Raw genomic sequence first — 18,075 nt, forward strand, 5'->3', positions numbered from 1 at the left:
ATATATAGAGCATTCCTTTAATACAAGAAGCCTATATCAACTTACTGGATGTTTTTTATAGGGGTAGCACCTTTATTTGGGGGTATAGCAGTCATTTACCTACTTACAATTGTTTTATTACCACACCCACAAGCTTTGATTAATAGTTTAATGTTATCTGAAGCAAGTAACTTAACTAATTTAAATTTTTATACTATTGAATTTATATTCAAAAGTTTTTGGTATGGCCCTGGCATTACAAACAAGCAACCCGTGTATGTTCTCACTTTGGTTCTACTTAGTTTTTTCTGTAAGTTTACATTTAGCACCATCGCCAACAGATATGAAAAACAGCTCAGTCGGAGTCTTATTCGTTTTAGGACTTACAATAATTTGCTGCGTTTTATTAGAACTTTATAACTTAGATTTACTGTACTGGATAAAACAAAAACTAGATATTATTGCTGGTTTTTATTTGGTAAGCATAGTTATTTGTTTAATAGCTGGTGGAATAATATTATTAACATCAGGGTTAATTCATGCAATACAACGAAAAAAAGAGCGTTATATAGAGGATTAATGAAAATGTATGCAATTAAGTTGTAACTAGATTGAAAATTCAATACAGGTGCTTCTATTTGTCGGTAGAACATTAAAGTTCTAAACCATCTATGTGCATTTTAAATGCGGTCTACCTAATAACACATCACATTCAGGGCGAAAAGCACTTGCCACGAACAGTGTGATAATCAATAACGCTATTACTGATAAATGTGAAGCAATGAACCTAGAGCCAACACAAATACTTGATGGAATTTCAAGATCACTTCTTGGCGCAACAATGGCTTTTGGAACTAAGGATTTATCTGTTGAAATTGAAAATGCAGGTACAGTAAATGTTTTACTAGCAAACAATGAAATAGATATTGGTGAGGTGATTACAGATGATATTAAGAGCATGGCGCAAGAATGCCTTACCAATGCCCAACCCCAACAAGCTAATAAGTTTAGTCTTGGTTCATCAACATTTACACAACATACCAACGGTAAAGTAAGTGGCATGGGTAAAACGAAATTTTAACTATCACGGAAAATATTTAACGAGCGGAATTGTTTGTAATGATAATATCTAAAGTATTAAACAAATGTTGGGGATGTGTGCATCCTGATTATCAAAGCGAAATAATCATCGCTTTAGTTTTTATTGTTGCTTCAGCCTCTATCAGTGTTGGAATGTATCTTTATGATAGCACGAAATTAATCCCTTCAATTCTTATGGGGATCAGTGTTCTTTGTATTCTTTTTGCGATGCGAGGGTTCTCAGATTTGTACGAGGAAATGAAACTAATAAATAATAGAACTGGATTTACAAGGAATTGATATGGCTGAAAATACAATGTTGATAGTCACAGAAATAAACACTGTTGGCACTACTGGAAAGCCATTATTAATAATGGATAAATCGCATTTACTTAATTAAGCATTAGCTTAAACACTCACGGAAACTATGACCTAAAAGGGATGAAAAATGAAATTAGATATTACATTGTTTTTGCAAATATTTTTAATAGGTTTCCTCTGTAACTCTGTATTTAATAATTTTGGGAAAGATACGTTCATGTACCCTGTAATTATATTAATTATTGTTATTTTTTTAGTTGCTCACAAAGTTTATCAATATAAAAAGCCTCACAACGGAAAATAATAAGGAACAACAAATGCGTAGTCAAACAAACCAAATTATCGAAACGTTAAAACGCTACGCTAAAGGTCGTCAAAATGACGTACATCGAGGTCTAGAGTCTCCCGAACTATCAGCATTACTTTTAGAGAAATACGCTGTAGGTCTTGTTGATGCGATAAGAGTATTAGGTGTTGACGTTGATATTAATTTAATTGCGTCAGAAGCAGACAAGTTATGTTTATGTATTGATCACGACATGAATAAAAATAGAGAAATTCGTTATAAGAATTTTTCCAATTTAGATTTATCAGAACCAAGAAAGTATTCACGGAATTTAAAAAGAGGCTTTAAATGTCGATAGTTACTACTTATGAGTTAAAACGAAAGCCAAGAATTATAATTTCGGTAGTTGCTATCTAAGGGTATGAGTGAACATTAATTAATTTTTTTATCTGGACACACCTTTTGATGTGGAAAAGGGATTACTTTACAGGAAGTACAAATAAAACCATTTTTAAGCAACAAATTAATTTGATGAGTAGGGAACTCCTTCTCTTTGTTACATGAAGCACAAAGAAATAACGTAACATGATCTTTATCCAACATATAGCCACCGTTTTATTAAAACAATAGACTAACACAGCATCAAATAAAAACCAGTAACGCAAATAGCTACCAAACCAAATTGTTAAGCTACAAACTTTGATTTTAAATTAATTGAAAAACTTCCTATCGAGCCAGCTTTCATACGGTAAACAAAGTTAACCCAATTATTAACAAGCGATTTATCTAAAAACTGCTCTGCATCGATAATAGCAGTTACATCAAAAACCCTTGGGAATAAAACTTGATTATCCAAAGTCATTAATAAAACAGAATTATCCATGTACACTTCAACTTGAACAACCTGAGCATCAATGTGAAATTGATTTTGAACAGCTAAAGCATCTGAAATGGCGCTATTAGAGTCCTTATGAATAGCTGGGGCAACAAAAGAAGAACCAACATCAAAAACACCAATCTTATTATCTTTTAGAACTGCAAAGCCAGTAAATAAAATAGTCATAACACCCTCCTAATATGAGTTTTTTCTATTTATAAAACTAGTATGACATAGCTTCAAAAAAGTCCAAAATAATATATTTTGAAATCATGATATTTTAAAAATAATATATTTTAATTTTCTGCTGCTATTATTGATAACTAATTTGTTTTAAATGAACAGCCTTTAAATTATTGACTTATGCAGTTTGGAACTATGGAAGTGGTTGATAAAATTATCTTCCATAAAGATAATTTACAAATTATAAGGAATCAATATGAGCGCATTAGATGGTTTATTTACTTCTCAAGCCCCAAAGATGAATTTTAAAAGAAGAGGTGAATATCAAGCACTTTTTAGCTTTATGAATGAAAGAATTAAAAGTTTATCTTCTGGTGAGCTTGTTGTTAACAACCAAACAAAATTAAAAGATGGTGAGGTATTAGCATTAAAACAAGCAATGATACATGTAGCTGAAAATAATAGAAATTATGCCCTATACACAATTTGTGCAAACGGTAATGAACAAATAAAGGTTTATCTTTCTAAATATGAAATGTTAATTATTGGTGAAGATGAGCTGCTAGTTATTCACCCTAAAACCATTTGCAATGATGGTTGCCTTTGTTCTTGTTGTAAAGATAGAGTTAAACCTGTTGATTACGATATTTATGAAAGTTTTGGCGATGTTTTTTTAAATTTTACACAATACGATAAAGATCAGGTGATGATTTATTCAACATCGGAAGGTGGTAAATATGGACTTAATTTATTTAACAGATTAGTGCTAACTGTTACTGAAGCTTTTTCTATTTGCAATAAAAGTAAATTTTCTTGGCCCTTAGACGAATGCCCTTTACACAAGTTTAGTGATCTAAATAACCCATTGTCTCTAATCGCTTAAATAAAAAACGAAAGGTCGATAATTTCGACCTTATAACTATTCAATCAAAACCTACTGATTAACACTGTCCATTTAAAACAATTTTTCTATATGAACTTAGGAAATCAGGGTGTTGATGAGAATATAATTATTTATCAAGTGAATAGGGGTTAAATGAGTTCTAATAATTTTTTAGTGATTTGGGTTCCACACGTTCAAATAGAAATAAATACACTATCAAAGGCTTGCGAAGTTGGAGGTCGCCTTATTTTTGATGATCTGAGTTATGGTGAAGCTGAAGAAATGAAAAAATATTGTCTATTGGGGCCCCTCAAGATGGTTTTTACATAGTTATTAAGAAGGTTTTATGAGTGAATTGATAATTAGAAGTCTTGGAGAAAAAAAGAATTTAAGTCCATAGAAGATTTAGAAATATCCTTATCTAAGGATTACACTTTTAAACACATTACTTTAATTCATAAGCGAAAATCAGGTGTATTAAAAGTGCTTTATGCAAGCGTTAATAAAGATGGTCGGTTAAAAGAAACATACGGAAAAAATAAAGATATTAATTTAAGGGATTTTTTGTGTGACTCATAAGGTTACATAGCGCTCTATACCTAAAATATATTAGGTATAGAGCGAACTGATTAATAGCCGTTAAGAACATCTCTAGCTATAACCATTCCAACACCTACCCCTTGCAAGTAATCTATACCTTGCCCTAACCCTTCATAGCTAATATTCGGTGAAACCTCATTAACCAAGTGCAAAGGAACGCTTTGAGCTTTACATAGCTCTGGCACCGTTAACAAGCGCACTTTATTATCATCAAATTTAGATTGTATATGCGGCTCTGAACTCCTATCTTTTTGATACCCTTTTACCACAAACACCTATTTTAGTTGCATGTTCATTAACCACATTAAAACCGAAATTTTTCCCATTGAGCTTGTTCTTTTCAGACCTTTGTTTTTTTGTTTCTGTATCTCGCCAGCTATTACTTGTGTTAGGCACTTCATCTAAAATATCTGACAATTGATTATGCTGCTCTTTAAATTTAGGGAAATTTAATAAATTTGCATTTTTTAAACCATTACTAACAGCGATAAACCACCAACGTTTACGGTTTTCTATTGAATGAGTAAAGCCGCTATCTAACTCAGCCTCACTGCTTTCTGTTATTGAGTAACCACAAACCTTTAACATTGCTTTTAATAAAATGTAAGTTGCTGAATCTCTTGCTTGCGTGACGTTTTCACTGTATAGAATACTAGGCTCTGAAGCATCAATGATGCGAATCAGACCAAGTATTGCAGTTGCATCAGTGGCATGTTCTTCAGCAAATTTAATTTTATTTTTTGGTTATGCCCGATAATGAATGCCCTGTACATGGCAAGCTAAACCCTAAAATGTCTACTTTGGGTATTAGTTCAGGTTCAACTTCTTCTAGCGAAGCTTCAAATATTAGAGTTTCATCAGAAATAGCATGATTATTTTTAGTCGCCACATCTAAATATTTTCTTTCTCTATCAACAATGAATTCAGTCGTTGATATTACTCCACCCTTTGCAAGCCCATCATGAACAGCAGCAGTAGAAACACCAATACCTACACAAGCAACGCCTGTTTTGATTGAACCATTACTAAGGTTGCTTATCAGCCTGTTTTCACGCTCTCGTTGTTTTGTTTCGGTGTGGCTAATTGAAATATGAATTTCATTCTTATAGAAATCAACTCTTACTTTTTGAGCGTTTTGAGTGACGTTAATAAGATCAGAATTGGCAATATCTATGATAGGAGACACATGATCGTTGTTACGTTGCTTCTACCTGATACTACGCGATTACCTACCGTATCTTTATCACATTTAGTTAATACAATTGTACGTGTATCGATGTTTAATGAGACTGTATAAAAAACACCTTTATCAAAATTAGCTGACAATAGGTTTCCACCTTGCAGCCAAATTCTTTATTTCCTCGATGTTCGCCAACTTTGTAATAGCCATGCTGTAGAGGTTTATTGCTTGTCATGATAAATCCTTTTTTATTATCTATGAATCTATTTTAGCATCACACCTGAAAACCCAAAACATTAAAACATTAAAATATTAAAATATTAAAATATTCACTTTGGTTTTTTGATTGTTGATAGATAATTGAAAGTGAAAAACACACTCAAAGTTCAATAAAAACAATTAGGATTGTCAATATGGTCAAGTGCAATGAAGCGGCTGAATACATGCTTACTAGCGGTGAATATTTTACTGCTGCTAAGTTGGGGAAAGAATTGAATGTAACTGCTATGGTTGCTACAGGGTTTATTTACAATATCCGAAACGCGAAAAAATATGAAACGATAGAAACAAGCTTGCCAAATAGAAAAGTGAAAGTGTTATCTATTAAAGGTAGGAGTATTGGTATAAATGAACTGTGGGGGTTGGTCTTATAATGGTTAAAACTGTTATAGATAACGAAGCTGCTTTAACTGAATAGAGCAGCTTTAATAGGTGCTTTTGTTGCAGGTTAGTATTTTTTTACAATCACTTTTATAATTCGACCAGGGTTCACTTGAAACTTTTGCTCTGTACTTTGTGATAAATCAAAATCTATGTTGTAACTATGTTTAATTTGTTTTGGATTAGCGCTATTAACAATGCATTTTTTGTGTCTACAGGGGGTGTAACCATTCATATCAATGCTTATATTAGTAATTGAAATAGTACCCTTGTTGAGATCTATTCCACCTTCTGAACCATAGTTTAAAGAGCTACCGCTTGTTGTTATTTTATTGTTAGTACATCTAGTAACAATAAACGTTTTGGTGCCAATGTCGCTTTTGTATTGAAAACCAGTACTACCTTTGGTGTATCCTGACTCGAACAGGATATTTCCTTTCGCATCCTCCAAAGAGTAATAATAGCTATATAAACTTTCTGAATGAGCTTGGAAAGATGCAAGCAAGGCCATAGACAATATGATTTTTTTCATGATTTACCTGTTTATTTTTTGGTTTAAAAAAGATTTCATTAATAATAAACTTTTATCTAAGTTAGTAACAATGGCGTTGGCTAATGAATTTGTCATAATCATTGTGACTACTAAAAGCAAAAGCAGTGTTCGCAAGCAAAACTATTCTTTCACCACCGCCTAGATCGCAAGTTTGGTATCCATGAGCTGCGGTTTTCCGAAGTGTTGCGCAACCACTCTCAATTTTCTTGATTGCTTTAGCTGCTTTTTTAGCTAGGTGTGGTGAGTGCTTTTTAGGTAGTTTTATTTTCATAGTTAGTCGCCTTTTACTGTTTGTTTTTATCTATTTATTAACTACCAATCTATCATCTATTCTGAAATTCCAAAGTAAGGGGAAGGTTTTAACCCTATTTGAGATATAAAAAAACACGGATTAACCGTGTTATTTTTTCTGCTTTAATATTGCTGGTGGTTATTTTTTTGAAAGGTCAGAATCAGGTAAATTATTCAAATATTCAGTAAATACTTTTATTAGTTCAGGGTGTTCTTTTGGTTTGGGGATGGGTATTCAATCTCGTTTTCATGATAAAAAGCTAAAATTTCATCATGGCCTAATATACCGATAAAACTTTTAAAGGCTTCTATCAGATCTGTATGGCTTAATTTATCTTTTTTGTAATCATACTTTGGCTATCAAAGAGAATAAGCAAGTAGATAGTAATTTGAAAGATTGGTGAGCTGGTGGTTGTGGTTCATTAGTCGTTGTTACGCTTACGATTGATATCGTTTCTTTTTTCATAAGTGCCTTTTTGGTCGTTATATAATGATCTTAATCTACAGCACAACAGATAAAATCCAAATAGCGCATAACACTAAAACTATTTACTTAGCTGTGAATAAATAGTTGTAATGCTTGATGAAAGCTAAACTGTATAAATGGTGACTTTGAAAAACAAGAGTAAATCTATTTTAAAGTCTTTTAAGTGTTTGTTTAAAAGGCTTTAACGTAGATTCAACAAGCGAAGCGCGGTAGAGGGGCTGGATAACTATTTCAGAATGAGTCCTACATAGTAATTTTAATTCCGTGAACACTTGGAAACCTATAAAGACAAGATCAAAAAAGGGGCTGATGGTTTAGGTCAGCCCCTTTATTTACGTAGAGTTTTTAAAACTAGCTCTATTTGTTCTTTTTGATTGCTACATATAATTGTGCAACAGCAACAACCAATGTAAGAACAGCAATAACCATTAATGTAATTTCAAACATCACGCTTCTCCCATTATTAAGGGAGTCTGCTAACAGGGCTTATACATTTGCAAAATTGCTACCTTGTAACCCTGCTCGTCTATCTGTTGAGGATATGTACGCTATCTCCATGTAGTTATGTACCATTGTCAGTTCCACCCGACAAGCAAGGATTTGAATAATAACTATAGGAGAATCATATATACATGGATTTAACCATCACCCAACAAACGCTGTTATTATATACATAGACAGATGAGTAATATAGTAATACTTGTATATTATTAAAAAGGAGTATAACATTAAAACTGTTGAGGATATGTACGCTATAAAACATCTAAACCCGAACTTCCAATTCGGGTTTTTTTGTGTCCAAAATTCACCTTTTGTTTTAATTCTACTGTTGCTTGTTAAGCACCTAACACATGAAAGTAACGCTCCACATTTTCAGGCAATGGTTTTTTGCTAAAAAATAAACCGTTTTCTTTTAGCGGAAAAAGTTCTTTCAATAATGGGTAGGTTAATAAAATTAATTCACCTGAATCATTGAGTTCAGTGTTTGGCTCGAAAGATGGGTCATTAATTGCTTTTTCTAGTTTTGACAAAATCGTATTAAACACTATTTCAGGCTTACACTTGTTAATGTTTTTTTTAGCAAATGAATCAGACTTTTTATCGTTTGATAGTAGAGCGTTATTATTCAAGTTATCAGCAAAGTTTTTAACTGTTTTAGATACGACATCGCCTATAATATTTGGCATCAAAGATGAACCTATTACAGCAATGCCTGTAACGGGGTTAGCTACGCAAATAACACCGCCCACCACCAATAACCCATTTGTTATTTTGTTATTGTTTTCATCTATGGACAAAGCAATATCATTCAATATAACTGCAACATTAGAATTCGCTTCTGAACTTTCTTTATATTCATTCTTTACCTCGTTAAATATGAGTTGTTCTAATGTATTTAGCGACTCTTTTGAGGAAGGTGAAAAACTTTACGCTGAATGACGTTATCACTTAATACGCTGGGTAATATTCTATGTGTTTGAAGTATATATGTGCCCGCTTTATGTACATTAGGGATCAGAAAGTAATGGGTTATATCTTCAGCCTTATCATGACTTTCAATAGTTACAAGCTGCTTTAATGAAGAAAAACCCGTAGTAGAATATTCAACAATACCGCTTTTCACATCATCAACAATTATAGATGCTTTATCGATGAGTTTTTTACCTATCTTTACAATCATTTATTTATTCCTGTTGTTTATCTGTTGGTCTACAACCTCCCTATTTTCCTATTTCACCTTGATTATCTCTATAGAAATCAGCAAGCTCAGAATCAGTCATTTTACTCATCATATTAATAAATGTTTTAACAAGACTTGAACGATTAACTGTATAATTATCTTCAACATCATCTATTAACAGGTAATTAAGCTTTGTTGCCCTATTATCAAGTGCTTTTTTATATTTAGACGTTAAAGCACAAGTAACACTTTGAGTTGCTTCAGGTTTGATTTTAACCTCATTAATCGACTGCTCCTGTTTTGGGGCCGCTAATGGAATATCACCACCAGCTTCAACAAAGTCATTAGCCGCTTTAGTTGCCACGCTTTGATTTACAGATTGTTGTTGTTTTTTTAGCATTTCTCTTCTTGATAACTTGTTATTTGAGTTCATTTAAAACCTCCGATAATAAACATGACATTTCACCTTTCGCTTTACTGTCTGAACTTTCACTTACTCCCTTTCCGACTCTTGTCATTTTACTATGAGCAGTACGCAAATAGATCATAGTTTTCAATAACGGGAACTCGGGGTATTCAGATAAAATAGATTTAGCTTCTAAGCGTTCTGATTCAGAACCATTGGTAGGCACTTTATTTAAGAAAGAAACCACTTTAAGGTTTGGATTAAAATCTTTTGCTGCGTCATAAACCTCTGACATACTTTCAAGCAAGTCTGTTGATTCGCTTGCGATCTCAATAGGCATGATCATTAAATCAGAACATAACATGCCACTTCGCATTTCACGGCTATCTCGACCAGCAGCATCAACGATGATGTAATCATAATTAGGTCGATGGCGCTCTATTTCCATATTGATTTTCATTGATAAACAAATACAGGTAAATGCAGAAACTTCGGTGTTTTCTTCACGCTTTTGATTCCAACGATAAGCAGAACTTTGAGGGTCTGCATCGATGATTAATATTCGATCTGTTTTACCATTGTATTTCTGATTGGAAATAGAAGTTGCAAGGTTAACCGCTGTTAATGTTTTGCCTACACCACCTTTTTGAAAGCCTACTAAAATAACTTTGCTCGACATAATTTCTTTTCCTTTTAAGTTTAATTGATAGGCTATGTTTTGCCCTTACCAACCATAATAGAGCAATTTAAATACTTCCAAAATATTATATTTCTATATTTCTATATTTCTATATTTCTATATTTCTATATTTCTATATTTTATTGCCTTGGGTGGATCAATACAATGATTTTTTATGGGTAGTAAGCATAACCAAACAAGAAAGCATTTTAATTTTAGGAAACTCAGCCTATTAATATAAAATGAAGCTAAATTAGCTACATATAAAGAATAGTAAATAAGCTTTATTCAAAGCATTAAAGGACAAATGAAACGGAATGATAAATTTAATTAAAAAATTATGGCCTCGGAAGCAAGCCGACATTCAGTTTATCGCCTCTGCCCTCTCAAAAAAAGAGCGGTACGGTATAGATAACCTTGAAGATGATGTAATTGGTTATCCACCAGATCAGAAAGGGATACCAGTTGTTCAAAATAAAGTTCTAATCGAACGCTTGACGACTGATATTAACGTATTAAAAAATGAAATTGGTTTAACAGAAAAAGAGTTCGATAAGTATTTAACTCCTGTAATCATTGAATTTATAAAGTACGCTCATTTACTGCCAGCTTCGGAATATCACCATCACTCAACAGGAGGAGGGTTGATATACCATTCATTAGATGTTGCAAAACGCTCAATGAGGATGGCCCAAATTAGTGAATTCCCCGTCTCCATTGGTAATATCGGTGACACCCAACAATCTAACTTGCAGTGGAAAACGGCTACTGTACTTGCTGGACTGTTACACGATTGCGGAAAGATAGTAACCGATATGACTATTTCAAATGGACTAGAGGGCCGTAAAAGGATTGAATGGGATGCATACGGTGAAAACACAATCACAGAATGGGCTTTTGAGAATGATTTAAAACGCTACTTTATTTCTTGGACTAAGAATAGAAACAAAGCTCATTTAAACGCTTCCGTTGCTGTTCTACAAAAACTAATTCCACGCGAAACAATGTCATGGCTAGACTCTTGTTATGATGGGAAAACAATTCATTCAACTATTCTTTCAACTGTATCGTCTGCAAGTGCGAGCCATGTAATGTCTAAAATAGTGGCTAGTGCAGATTCAAAGTCATTACGACAAGATATGTTTAATAGAAACTCTCATATCACTAAAGAAATGAAGAGAACCCCAATTTCTATTATTTTAAGTGACTTACTAAAGCATTTTATTATTACTGGAAAATGGGAAATCAATAAGAAAAATGCAAAAGTTTGGTTTGTGGACGATGAATTATATTTCTTGTGGTTCAAAGTTGTACCCGAACTATTGGCCGAACTTGAAAAGGCAGGATATGAAGTTCCTGACTCTCCTGATATTTTAGCTAGGGTTATGATAGAAGAAGGGGTATCTGAAAATTACAATGAAGATGAGTTATATCACCCTATACAACCTGAAATATTAGGAGATAAATCAAAGCCGCAGCGGTTGATGTGTTTGAAATACTCTTTCCCAGCCAAAGTGATAAAAGATCCATCTAAACTTTATTCAATTAGCCAGCACAAAGAAAAGCTAAAGAAAAAGCCCGTTTCAAATGAAAAGGTTACTACTGAAGCAAAATTGGAGCAGATTGATTACTCTGAAGAAATTGCAGACGTACAAGATGAAACCATCGAGCAGCCTGAGTACATTGAAAGCGGTAGAGTTAGCGTGATGCGCTTAATAAAGTCAGCAGCAAAAGAAAATGTAATTGCTAATAACGGTCATGAAAATAACTCTACTGAAACAACCGAAAGACTAAGCGTTCAAATAAAACAACCAGGAACGAAAGAGGGAGTGAAAATTATGTTGAACAAAGCGAAACAGAAAAATTAACCGATTCATTAAAATCCGTATCTGAATTTGATTCAATAAAAGAGCCTGAACTTAAACTTATTTATGCAGAGTTAAATTTGGAATGTGAAAATGGAATTATATATCTACCTAACAAAAATATTGTGGTAGCAGCTTCTCTAATAAGTGAAAGTTTCAGTGAGTATTCGGATTTTTCGGCTATGAACATGCTTAAAACTAGTAACAAGGTGAATATAATATGAGTGCTGATAACGAATATAACTTTCCTTTCCGCAAGAATTACGAATTAAGAATAATGGCTCTATGGTTAGCTATTTCTGCTTGTTGTTTCATCTGCCCTCTGATATTCGATGTACCAAAATCTATTTATCATTTGTTTACGTTTATAACGGCTTTTATAGGCTTAATACTTGGTAGGAAAGGCATAGAGATATATATAAGAAAATCCAGACTAAAGGGGTATCCATTAGAGTTTCTTGAACCATCTTCTGATGAGGCCATAAACCTTTTTCAAATAACGAATAAGGAAATTATTAATGAAATCAAAAAAATAGATAGCCTATTCTTTGGCTGGGGTGGTGAATGGACTCAAACGGAATCCCAATTAATATTTGATATCCTAAAAAGAAACGTTCCTGAACTGATAGGAAAGCAAAGAGTATCCAAAGGTGATGGCTATATACACGGCCTAATAGAAAAAGAGACTGTTTTAAGGTTTCCGATAGAACATGCTAATGGTCACACTCTGATAACTGGCGCTTCAGGTAGTGGTAAATCTTGCTGTTTTGGGGTGTTGTTGAAACAACTAATTTATAGGGATGAGGTTGTTATCTTTTTTGATCCCAAAGGAGATAAAGACATTAAAGAAATTAGCAGGGAGGCATGTGAAGAGATTGGAAAACCAGATAAGTTTTTATACTGGCATCCAGCTTTCCCTAGAGACTGCGTTAGACTAAATCCATTAAAGAACTTCACTCGTTCGTCAGAGCTTGCCGCGCGAGTAACTGCGCTATTGCCTGATGATGGGGATTCTTTTTATCTGCGACATTGCCAATACAGTTGTTCAATATATTGTCGATGCTTGCCATATTATCAATGAACAAGTAACGCTTACGCGCATTAGATATTATTACGAGCATTACGCAAAACTTTTGGAGTTAGCTTGCTTGGGGTGGTTTGATGCTAAATCGATAAACTGGCGAGATAAGATTTTTAGCAAGCTTGAATCTACAGGTGATGAGGAGTTTAGAGCTCTATTATGCGTAGACTTTTACCGCAAGAATGTTGCAAGTGAACATCATAACCCAACAATCGAATCAATGGCCTCTATGTATATTGATAAAAGAAGGTTGTTAGAGCAATCGACAACCAATCTACTAGCTAATCTTCAAAAAGTAACGTCAGGTGAGCTGGGGGAAATGTTATCACCATCTGATATGGACGATACTCGCAAAATATTTGACATGGAAACCATTATTAGCACAAACAAGTGCTTAGTAATCGGTACTGACTCGTTAGGGGATAAAATTGTATCCAGTGCTATTGGGAAGATGATATTAGCTGATGCAACGGCTGTTGCTGCAAACAGATATAATCACGGGAACCAATCCGATAGAATTATTAACATTTTTGTTGATGAAGCTTCAGAAATGTTATGTGAACCACTTATTCAATTAGTAAATAAAAGTCGAGGTAGCTCGTTTAGATTGTGGATAGCCACACAATCAATAAGCGATCTTACAGCAGAGCTTGGATCAGAGGCAAAAGCTGACCAAATAATTGCTTCTACAAACAATTACATTAGTTTCAGGTGTAATGATACGGCAACACAAGAACGTGTTAGCTCTAAAAACCCAACAACTAGAGTTAAATATGTAATGCGAACTCAAGGGTTCAATGCTTCTAATGATGATGTTAATCTGATGAGTGCAAATATTGGTGAGCGTTTAATGGAAGAGGAAGTTGAATTGTTCCCAAAAGAGCTTTTATCTAAACTGCCCGATCTTGAGTTTGTAGCTTCTTTTGCTGGTGGTAGATTGTTAAAAGGTAGGCTACCCATAATTAGGAAAGCCAAGATCACCTAAACCAAAAGAAGAGGATTAACAATGGCTGATAATGACGATAAGTTATTTGGAAAAGCGCGAGTTATGGGGGTTTTTAGTATAGTTGTTTTACTCATATCTTTTTGCTTTAGTGATGTGATGCTCGATGTAGCAGACAAGGAAATAGCTATGATGAGTGATGTTTATGGTGAAAAAGTATTCAGCAATTATTAGAAACTACAGATACATTTTATAACCGTATTTTTGTTTCTAATAATGCTATTCAAAGCTTTAAGTCGCTTATTCTCCCTAAAACATATATCGATAAGTATTATGCTGAAGAAGAGGTTATTCCTATTTCTTTTTGGAGATATTTAGAGGTTGGGATAGACAATTTTTTATACTCTATTCGCTTCTCTATACTTAGGGTTGTATCTTTTTCTGCATGGGCCTTCTTGTTTTCATTGCTAATGTTCGGTGCAATTGTAAGCGGTTATTATCAGCGAGAGATAAAGAAGCAAGGGTTTGAGTATTCTTCGCCAATGCGACACGGTTTAGCTAGAAAAGGCATTTACGTTTTACCGTTGATTTTATATGTTTTGATTTTCATTCCAGTAGCAGTACACCCTCTATGTAATTCCATTCGTTGGAACATTTACCGCTATGTTTTCAGGATGGTTCGTCTCAAACACAATCAAAAGACTTTAATAACCCCCCACTAAGCAGATAAAGGCGCTATAGAAGATATGAGCGCCTTATTTACCAATCTTAAAATAAAAAACAAATCAAAAGTTTCCAAAATAGGTATTTTAAATATAAAATAGTGCTAAATTTTGTTTGTTTAGTGGTATTAGCTGTATTTTTTTTACTTTTCATCTAAAATTCCAGTCTTTTTTTGATTGATAATCATTTCTATATAAAGCCTCTCTTCATTTTGTTGTTTTATTTCCCTTAATCGGTTTTGGAAATTCAAATGCGTGTAATAACGTATTTAATAGGAATATTTTTTAAAGGAGTTATTTATGAGTAATCCAGATCGGATTGATGTGCCTACATTAATTGATGAACCTAGCCATATTTTGATTTGGCAGTGGGATGAAACTTTGCCTGTTTGCATCGGGTTGATTTTTGGTATTTGGCTAGATTCTCCTGTGTTGGGAATGCTTGGCGGTTATTTATTAACAAGTAAATATAGAAGAATTCGTGATGATAAACCGCGAGGGTATTACTTTCATCTTTTAATGGAAAATGGACTATATCCAGCAAAAAAATCGATTAGCTCAATGCAGTCAATTCTTGTTAGCAGATATTATAAATAAAGAGGCTAATGAATAAAATCATGAAAATGAAAAGTATAAATATAAATTATAACAAGCTAAAAAAGCAATCCATTTCATTGCAATCTGCAAATGTTTTGCTGGTTGTGATGTTGGGGGTTTCTCTGTTTTACAACACGCAGAAAGATACGATTGTTATAAACAATGCAAATGCAACATGTGAACTTGTTGAAATGGGAAGATACAGAATGGGTGAAAGCTCCCATATTAATCTTGGTTATTACATGGCGGAAATGCTCGGCAACATAACACCTCAAAACGCTAAATTTATTGAGAATGCTGTAATGCCTTTTGTTGATGCGAATGTGTATAGAGAAGTGGAAACAATATTGAGTGCTAGAGCTAAAAAATATTGTAGATGACCATGTTACTTATGACTTCCAAGCTGAAAATGCTTTCTTTGAAGATGGGAAAACATTTGTTACAGGAAAGTCAATAACAACAGGCGCGACAGGCAATAGAGATAGTTCCATTCGAACATTTGAGTTTGAATTCCACGTAAACAATTACACAGCAACTATGAAGTACTTAGATGTGTATAACGAGTTGCCGCATGACAAGAAATGGCGCAAGAAAAAAGCCAATAGTGAGGAATAATATAATGAAAAAGATATTCGTTTTGGCTGCTGTTTTATTGGTTTCAAGCCAATCTAATGCAACTGATTATGCAGATCTAGCCAAAGATAAAAGCAGTGCATTGCTGAATGGGAAGTCGCTTAAAGTAGAAGAAAAAAGCCATCTATTTATTCAATTTCTAATTATCACATCAACAGAATTGTAACCCCATTTAAAAATCCATCATTAAAAATGGATTCAGTTCAAGGTGTAACCCATAAGCAAAAGGATAATGTAATTTACCTTTCAACAACATCAAATAGAAGGATCGCTGGGTTTATTACTGAGTCGGGTAGCGAGTCAGATTCTATTAGCGTTGTTTTAATACCTAAAAAACTGCCGCCCCAAGAAATTGTTATAGGGGAGAATTTTAGCATGGGGACAACCGTTGCTAAGAACTATGAAAGAAGCCAACCAAGAATAGATACTATTAAAGACGTATTAGCGACTATTGCTAAAGGTGATATGCCAAAAGGTTACATAGAGCAAAGGCTAAATAGCGACTACTTGCCATCATGCGAGCAAGTTGGGCTGGCATTTGATTTCTATTCTGGTCAGTTGTTGGGGGTGGTAATTATATGGTGAGCATTGGAGTGGTTACTAATATATCTAAACAAACAGTGGCGTTATTGGAAAATAGTTGCCATAGCGCCCACGTTGTAGCTGTGGCTTCATACCCTAGTACGACTTTAATCCCTAATGAACGCTCTGAAATGTTCGTTATGTTTGAGCGTGTTAATGAAAGAACATCGTATAAAAAACGTGTTTCTTTATTAGATAAGTAAGGGGGATGCATGACTAAGTTCTTGTCTAAATATTTCAAACCAAGTCAAATATCGTTAATTTACATTGTGCTTGCGCTTTGTGCTGTTTTTATCATCACTATTCTTTTCTCAAATACTGCGGCCAAAAAAGAGCGTGAATATTATGAAAAGCCTATAAAAACTGTTATCTCGGCTAAAAATACGCGAGAAATTGGGGTTGAATCAATCAATAAACAAGTTATCGGTATCAATGATAATGTGGATAAATTCGATGCAAGATTAGAACAGTTAGAAGGGGAGAATAAAAAAGCTAAAAGGAGGCTAAATCATACGAAGAACTTTCAAATCTTGTTGATGATTTACAGAGGAAACTTGAGAAGGAAAGCCAAAAAACAAAAAACATCATAGATAATCAAAAAAATGAAGTGAAAACTGCGGTCGAATTGCTTTAAAAGATCATGATTTTAATACAGTGAAACCTTCTAGAATATCAGATCCAAACTCTTCTAAGGCCATGCCAATTGTGAGACGTAAGAAATCTGAAACAGATAACATGTTCAGCTATGGAAGTGCTGAACCTGATCCTTACGAAAACGATAATTCTTTTCAAGAGATAACCCCACAAGCTGGTGACGGGAGAGCTGAAATGTTGTTTAGTATTATCGAAGAACCAATACAATTTGAAGATGATGAACAATTTAAGCTACATGTTCCAATAGGTTCAATTTTAACAGGTGTTTCGATTACAGGCATAGATGCACCAACAACAGCCGAATCTTCAGATTCACCACTCCCTGTTTTGATTAGAATAAAAAAAGAAGCTGTGTTGCCTAATTTATTTGAACTTGAAGAAGTTAGGGAATGCTTTGTTTTAATGGCTGGTTACGGAGACTTGGCAAGTGAGAGAGTTTACCTGAGAGGTGAAGTTGTCAGTTGTATGCGTGAAGATGGACAAGTCATTGAAACCAAGTTTGCAGCATTTGCAGTTGGTGAAGATGGCAAGGCTGGTCTGAAAGGAACATTAGTAAGTAGAAACTCTAAGGTGCTTATTAATGCTATGGCTTCTGGGTTTATGGCTGGTTTAGGAAGCGCGTTCAATGTTAACCCTGTGCCTGTTATTTCTACCGATTCAACAGGTACTCAAGATTACAACAGCGTTTTCTCAACAAACGCTGTTCAAGGAGGAGCTGCTCAAGGGGCTGCAACTACTTTTGAAAAACTTGCGGATTATTACATGGAGTTGGCTGATGCAATGCACCCTGTTATTGAAGTAGGTGCTGGTCGTGTTGTTGATATTGTAATTACTCAAGGAGTTGAACTATGA

General features: G+C 34.0%; 30 protein-coding genes. 19 read left to right on the forward strand and 11 right to left on the reverse strand.

The genetic code is table 11. The features are described 5' to 3' along the window. The first annotated feature begins 223 nt into the window (after positions 1-223). The 3 genes from ACLKL2_RS19890 (at position 224) to ACLKL2_RS19900 (ending at position 2,024) form a co-directional block, all read left to right on the forward strand. Entirely contained in the window at positions 224-559 is a 336-nt protein-coding gene (locus ACLKL2_RS19890) for a hypothetical protein (protein ID WP_413694459.1), read from the forward strand. A gap of 201 nt (positions 560-760) precedes the next feature. Then, complete coding sequence (locus tag ACLKL2_RS19895) at positions 761-1,060, forward strand: hypothetical protein (RefSeq protein WP_413694460.1); 300 nt, start codon at positions 761-763, stop codon at positions 1,058-1,060. A 637-nt stretch (positions 1,061-1,697) separates the two neighbouring features. After that, a complete protein-coding gene (locus ACLKL2_RS19900) occupies positions 1,698-2,024 on the forward strand; it encodes a hypothetical protein (RefSeq protein ID WP_413694461.1) in 327 nt (108 codons plus the stop codon). 327 nt (positions 2,025-2,351) lie between these two features. Here ACLKL2_RS19900 and ACLKL2_RS19905 read toward each other — a convergent pair whose 3' ends face one another. After that, on the reverse strand, positions 2,352-2,729 hold the full coding sequence (locus ACLKL2_RS19905) for a hypothetical protein (protein WP_413694462.1): 378 nt from the start codon (positions 2,727-2,729) through the stop codon (positions 2,352-2,354). Positions 2,730-2,982: 253 nt separating this feature from the next. Here ACLKL2_RS19905 and ACLKL2_RS19910 point away from each other — a divergent pair, with 253 nt between their 5' ends. Together ACLKL2_RS19910 and ACLKL2_RS19915 are read left to right on the forward strand one after the other, a co-directional pair. Further along, positions 2,983-3,609 (forward strand): hypothetical protein, encoded by a 627-nt coding sequence (locus ACLKL2_RS19910; RefSeq protein ID WP_413694463.1) that lies wholly within the window; start codon positions 2,983-2,985, stop codon positions 3,607-3,609. Positions 3,610-3,762: 153 nt separating this feature from the next. Then, positions 3,763-3,939, forward strand: coding sequence for a hypothetical protein (locus tag ACLKL2_RS19915; RefSeq protein ID WP_413694464.1), 177 nt, complete (start codon positions 3,763-3,765; stop codon positions 3,937-3,939). A 299-nt stretch (positions 3,940-4,238) separates the two neighbouring features. Here the strand turns inward: ACLKL2_RS19915 and ACLKL2_RS19920 are convergent, their stop codons facing one another. The 4 genes from ACLKL2_RS19920 to ACLKL2_RS19935 are packed head-to-tail and all read right to left on the reverse strand — an operon-like array spanning position 4,239 to position 5,535. Next, on the reverse strand, positions 4,239-4,478 hold the full coding sequence (locus tag ACLKL2_RS19920; protein WP_413694465.1) for a hypothetical protein: 240 nt from the start codon (positions 4,476-4,478) through the stop codon (positions 4,239-4,241). Then, positions 4,453-4,941 (reverse strand): DNA cytosine methyltransferase, encoded by a 489-nt coding sequence (locus tag ACLKL2_RS19925; protein ID WP_413694476.1) that lies wholly within the window; start codon positions 4,939-4,941, stop codon positions 4,453-4,455. Before ACLKL2_RS19925 ends, ACLKL2_RS19920 begins: the two co-directional genes overlap by 26 nt. A 1-nt stretch (position 4,942) precedes the next feature. Next, positions 4,943-5,395, reverse strand: coding sequence for a hypothetical protein (locus ACLKL2_RS19930; RefSeq protein WP_413694466.1), 453 nt, complete (start codon positions 5,393-5,395; stop codon positions 4,943-4,945). Continuing rightward, on the reverse strand, positions 5,380-5,535 hold the full coding sequence (locus ACLKL2_RS19935; protein WP_413694467.1) for a hypothetical protein: 156 nt from the start codon (positions 5,533-5,535) through the stop codon (positions 5,380-5,382). The genes ACLKL2_RS19930 and ACLKL2_RS19935 overlap by 16 nt, the downstream gene beginning before the upstream one ends. A gap of 267 nt (positions 5,536-5,802) precedes the next feature. Between ACLKL2_RS19935 and ACLKL2_RS19940 the strand changes: the two genes are divergently transcribed. After that, positions 5,803-6,042, forward strand: coding sequence for a hypothetical protein (locus ACLKL2_RS19940; protein ID WP_413694468.1), 240 nt, complete (start codon positions 5,803-5,805; stop codon positions 6,040-6,042). 74 nt (positions 6,043-6,116) lie between these two features. Here the strand turns inward: ACLKL2_RS19940 and ACLKL2_RS19945 are convergent, their stop codons facing one another. From ACLKL2_RS19945 to ACLKL2_RS19970, 6 genes are all read right to left on the reverse strand, one after another. Continuing rightward, positions 6,117-6,581, reverse strand: a complete 465-nt coding sequence (locus ACLKL2_RS19945; protein WP_413694469.1) for a hypothetical protein — start codon at positions 6,579-6,581, stop codon at positions 6,117-6,119. A gap of 61 nt (positions 6,582-6,642) precedes the next feature. Then, on the reverse strand, positions 6,643-6,873 hold the full coding sequence (locus tag ACLKL2_RS19950; RefSeq protein ID WP_413694470.1) for a hypothetical protein: 231 nt from the start codon (positions 6,871-6,873) through the stop codon (positions 6,643-6,645). Between the two features lie 1,343 nt (positions 6,874-8,216). Further along, the gene (locus ACLKL2_RS19955) at positions 8,217-8,693 is read right to left on the reverse strand and encodes a hypothetical protein (protein WP_413694471.1); all 477 of its coding nucleotides are present in this window, start codon (positions 8,691-8,693) and stop codon (positions 8,217-8,219) included. A gap of 83 nt (positions 8,694-8,776) precedes the next feature. Further along, the gene (locus ACLKL2_RS19960; RefSeq protein ID WP_413694472.1) at positions 8,777-9,061 is read right to left on the reverse strand and encodes a hypothetical protein; all 285 of its coding nucleotides are present in this window, start codon (positions 9,059-9,061) and stop codon (positions 8,777-8,779) included. 40 nt (positions 9,062-9,101) lie between these two features. Continuing rightward, positions 9,102-9,494, reverse strand: coding sequence for a hypothetical protein (locus tag ACLKL2_RS19965; protein WP_413694473.1), 393 nt, complete (start codon positions 9,492-9,494; stop codon positions 9,102-9,104). Then, entirely contained in the window at positions 9,481-10,146 is a 666-nt protein-coding gene (locus ACLKL2_RS19970; RefSeq protein WP_413694381.1) for an AAA family ATPase, read from the reverse strand. Before ACLKL2_RS19970 ends, ACLKL2_RS19965 begins: the two co-directional genes overlap by 14 nt. 317 nt (positions 10,147-10,463) lie before the next feature. On the opposite strand from ACLKL2_RS19970, the gene mobH reads away from it, so the two are divergent. The 13 genes from mobH to ACLKL2_RS20035 all read left to right on the forward strand — a co-directional run bounded on the left by mobH (position 10,464) and on the right by ACLKL2_RS20035 (position 18,075). Next, complete coding sequence (gene mobH, locus ACLKL2_RS19975; RefSeq protein ID WP_413694382.1) at positions 10,464-12,014, forward strand: MobH family relaxase; 1,551 nt, start codon at positions 10,464-10,466, stop codon at positions 12,012-12,014. A 217-nt stretch (positions 12,015-12,231) separates the two neighbouring features. Next, positions 12,232-13,092, forward strand: coding sequence for a helicase HerA domain-containing protein (locus ACLKL2_RS19980; protein ID WP_413694383.1), 861 nt, complete (start codon positions 12,232-12,234; stop codon positions 13,090-13,092). Beyond that, on the forward strand, positions 13,013-14,077 hold the full coding sequence (locus tag ACLKL2_RS19985) for a type IV secretory system conjugative DNA transfer family protein (RefSeq protein WP_413694384.1): 1,065 nt from the start codon (positions 13,013-13,015) through the stop codon (positions 14,075-14,077). Before ACLKL2_RS19980 ends, ACLKL2_RS19985 begins: the two co-directional genes overlap by 80 nt. A gap of 21 nt (positions 14,078-14,098) precedes the next feature. Then, positions 14,099-14,269, forward strand: coding sequence for a hypothetical protein (locus tag ACLKL2_RS19990; protein ID WP_413694385.1), 171 nt, complete (start codon positions 14,099-14,101; stop codon positions 14,267-14,269). A 47-nt stretch (positions 14,270-14,316) separates the two neighbouring features. Continuing rightward, entirely contained in the window at positions 14,317-14,757 is a 441-nt protein-coding gene (locus ACLKL2_RS19995; protein ID WP_413694477.1) for a DUF4400 domain-containing protein, read from the forward strand. A 300-nt stretch (positions 14,758-15,057) separates the two neighbouring features. Next, positions 15,058-15,354, forward strand: a complete 297-nt coding sequence (gene traL, locus ACLKL2_RS20000; protein ID WP_413694386.1) for a type IV conjugative transfer system protein TraL — start codon at positions 15,058-15,060, stop codon at positions 15,352-15,354. A gap of 8 nt (positions 15,355-15,362) precedes the next feature. Continuing rightward, positions 15,363-15,734, forward strand: coding sequence for a hypothetical protein (locus ACLKL2_RS20005; RefSeq protein WP_413694387.1), 372 nt, complete (start codon positions 15,363-15,365; stop codon positions 15,732-15,734). Next, entirely contained in the window at positions 15,706-15,969 is a 264-nt protein-coding gene (locus ACLKL2_RS20010) for a hypothetical protein (protein WP_413694388.1), read from the forward strand. Before ACLKL2_RS20005 ends, ACLKL2_RS20010 begins: the two co-directional genes overlap by 29 nt. A gap of 4 nt (positions 15,970-15,973) precedes the next feature. Beyond that, a complete protein-coding gene (locus tag ACLKL2_RS20015) occupies positions 15,974-16,153 on the forward strand; it encodes a hypothetical protein (protein ID WP_413694389.1) in 180 nt (59 codons plus the stop codon). 26 nt (positions 16,154-16,179) lie between these two features. Beyond that, a complete protein-coding gene (locus tag ACLKL2_RS20020) occupies positions 16,180-16,572 on the forward strand; it encodes a hypothetical protein (protein ID WP_413694390.1) in 393 nt (130 codons plus the stop codon). Beyond that, positions 16,566-16,772, forward strand: a complete 207-nt coding sequence (locus ACLKL2_RS20025; protein ID WP_413694391.1) for a hypothetical protein — start codon at positions 16,566-16,568, stop codon at positions 16,770-16,772. The genes ACLKL2_RS20020 and ACLKL2_RS20025 overlap by 7 nt, the downstream gene beginning before the upstream one ends. A 9-nt stretch (positions 16,773-16,781) precedes the next feature. Further along, on the forward strand, positions 16,782-17,159 hold the full coding sequence (locus ACLKL2_RS20030; RefSeq protein WP_413694392.1) for a hypothetical protein: 378 nt from the start codon (positions 16,782-16,784) through the stop codon (positions 17,157-17,159). 115 nt (positions 17,160-17,274) lie between these two features. Continuing rightward, the gene (locus ACLKL2_RS20035) at positions 17,275-18,075 is read left to right on the forward strand and encodes a TraB/VirB10 family protein (protein WP_413694393.1); all 801 of its coding nucleotides are present in this window, start codon (positions 17,275-17,277) and stop codon (positions 18,073-18,075) included.

The organism is Psychromonas sp. KJ10-2 (assembly GCF_047323255.1).
Taxonomy (GTDB): Bacteria; Pseudomonadota; Gammaproteobacteria; order Enterobacterales; family Psychromonadaceae; genus Psychromonas.

Excerpts from the sequence above, each read along its gene's own strand:
- traL (WP_413694386.1), top strand. The coding sequence starts at position 15,058 with ATGAGTAATCCAGATCGGATTGATGTGCCTACATTAATTGATGAACCT.
- ACLKL2_RS19980 (WP_413694383.1), top strand. The coding sequence starts at position 12,232 with ATGAGTGCTGATAACGAATATAACTTTCCTTTCCGCAAGAATTACGAA.
- ACLKL2_RS20030 (WP_413694392.1), top strand. The coding sequence starts at position 16,782 with ATGACTAAGTTCTTGTCTAAATATTTCAAACCAAGTCAAATATCGTTA.
- ACLKL2_RS19905 (WP_413694462.1), bottom strand. The coding sequence starts at position 2,729 with ATGACTATTTTATTTACTGGCTTTGCAGTTCTAAAAGATAATAAGATT.
- ACLKL2_RS19940 (WP_413694468.1), top strand. The coding sequence starts at position 5,803 with ATGGTCAAGTGCAATGAAGCGGCTGAATACATGCTTACTAGCGGTGAA.
- ACLKL2_RS20025 (WP_413694391.1), top strand. The coding sequence starts at position 16,566 with ATGGTGAGCATTGGAGTGGTTACTAATATATCTAAACAAACAGTGGCG.
- ACLKL2_RS19890 (WP_413694459.1), top strand. The coding sequence starts at position 224 with ATGGCCCTGGCATTACAAACAAGCAACCCGTGTATGTTCTCACTTTGG.
- ACLKL2_RS19985 (WP_413694384.1), top strand. The coding sequence starts at position 13,013 with ATGATGGGGATTCTTTTTATCTGCGACATTGCCAATACAGTTGTTCAA.
- ACLKL2_RS19950 (WP_413694470.1), bottom strand. The coding sequence starts at position 6,873 with ATGAAAATAAAACTACCTAAAAAGCACTCACCACACCTAGCTAAAAAA.
- ACLKL2_RS19910 (WP_413694463.1), top strand. The coding sequence starts at position 2,983 with ATGAGCGCATTAGATGGTTTATTTACTTCTCAAGCCCCAAAGATGAAT.
- ACLKL2_RS19915 (WP_413694464.1), top strand. The coding sequence starts at position 3,763 with ATGAGTTCTAATAATTTTTTAGTGATTTGGGTTCCACACGTTCAAATA.
- ACLKL2_RS20020 (WP_413694390.1), top strand. The coding sequence starts at position 16,180 with ATGGATTCAGTTCAAGGTGTAACCCATAAGCAAAAGGATAATGTAATT.
- ACLKL2_RS19895 (WP_413694460.1), top strand. The coding sequence starts at position 761 with ATGAACCTAGAGCCAACACAAATACTTGATGGAATTTCAAGATCACTT.
- ACLKL2_RS19945 (WP_413694469.1), bottom strand. The coding sequence starts at position 6,581 with ATGAAAAAAATCATATTGTCTATGGCCTTGCTTGCATCTTTCCAAGCT.
- ACLKL2_RS19970 (WP_413694381.1), bottom strand. The coding sequence starts at position 10,146 with ATGTCGAGCAAAGTTATTTTAGTAGGCTTTCAAAAAGGTGGTGTAGGC.
- ACLKL2_RS19965 (WP_413694473.1), bottom strand. The coding sequence starts at position 9,494 with ATGAACTCAAATAACAAGTTATCAAGAAGAGAAATGCTAAAAAAACAA.
- ACLKL2_RS19990 (WP_413694385.1), top strand. The coding sequence starts at position 14,099 with ATGGCTGATAATGACGATAAGTTATTTGGAAAAGCGCGAGTTATGGGG.
- ACLKL2_RS19900 (WP_413694461.1), top strand. The coding sequence starts at position 1,698 with ATGCGTAGTCAAACAAACCAAATTATCGAAACGTTAAAACGCTACGCT.
- ACLKL2_RS19960 (WP_413694472.1), bottom strand. The coding sequence starts at position 9,061 with ATGATTGTAAAGATAGGTAAAAAACTCATCGATAAAGCATCTATAATT.
- mobH (WP_413694382.1), top strand. The coding sequence starts at position 10,464 with ATGATAAATTTAATTAAAAAATTATGGCCTCGGAAGCAAGCCGACATT.
- ACLKL2_RS20005 (WP_413694387.1), top strand. The coding sequence starts at position 15,363 with ATGAATAAAATCATGAAAATGAAAAGTATAAATATAAATTATAACAAG.
- ACLKL2_RS20015 (WP_413694389.1), top strand. The coding sequence starts at position 15,974 with ATGAAAAAGATATTCGTTTTGGCTGCTGTTTTATTGGTTTCAAGCCAA.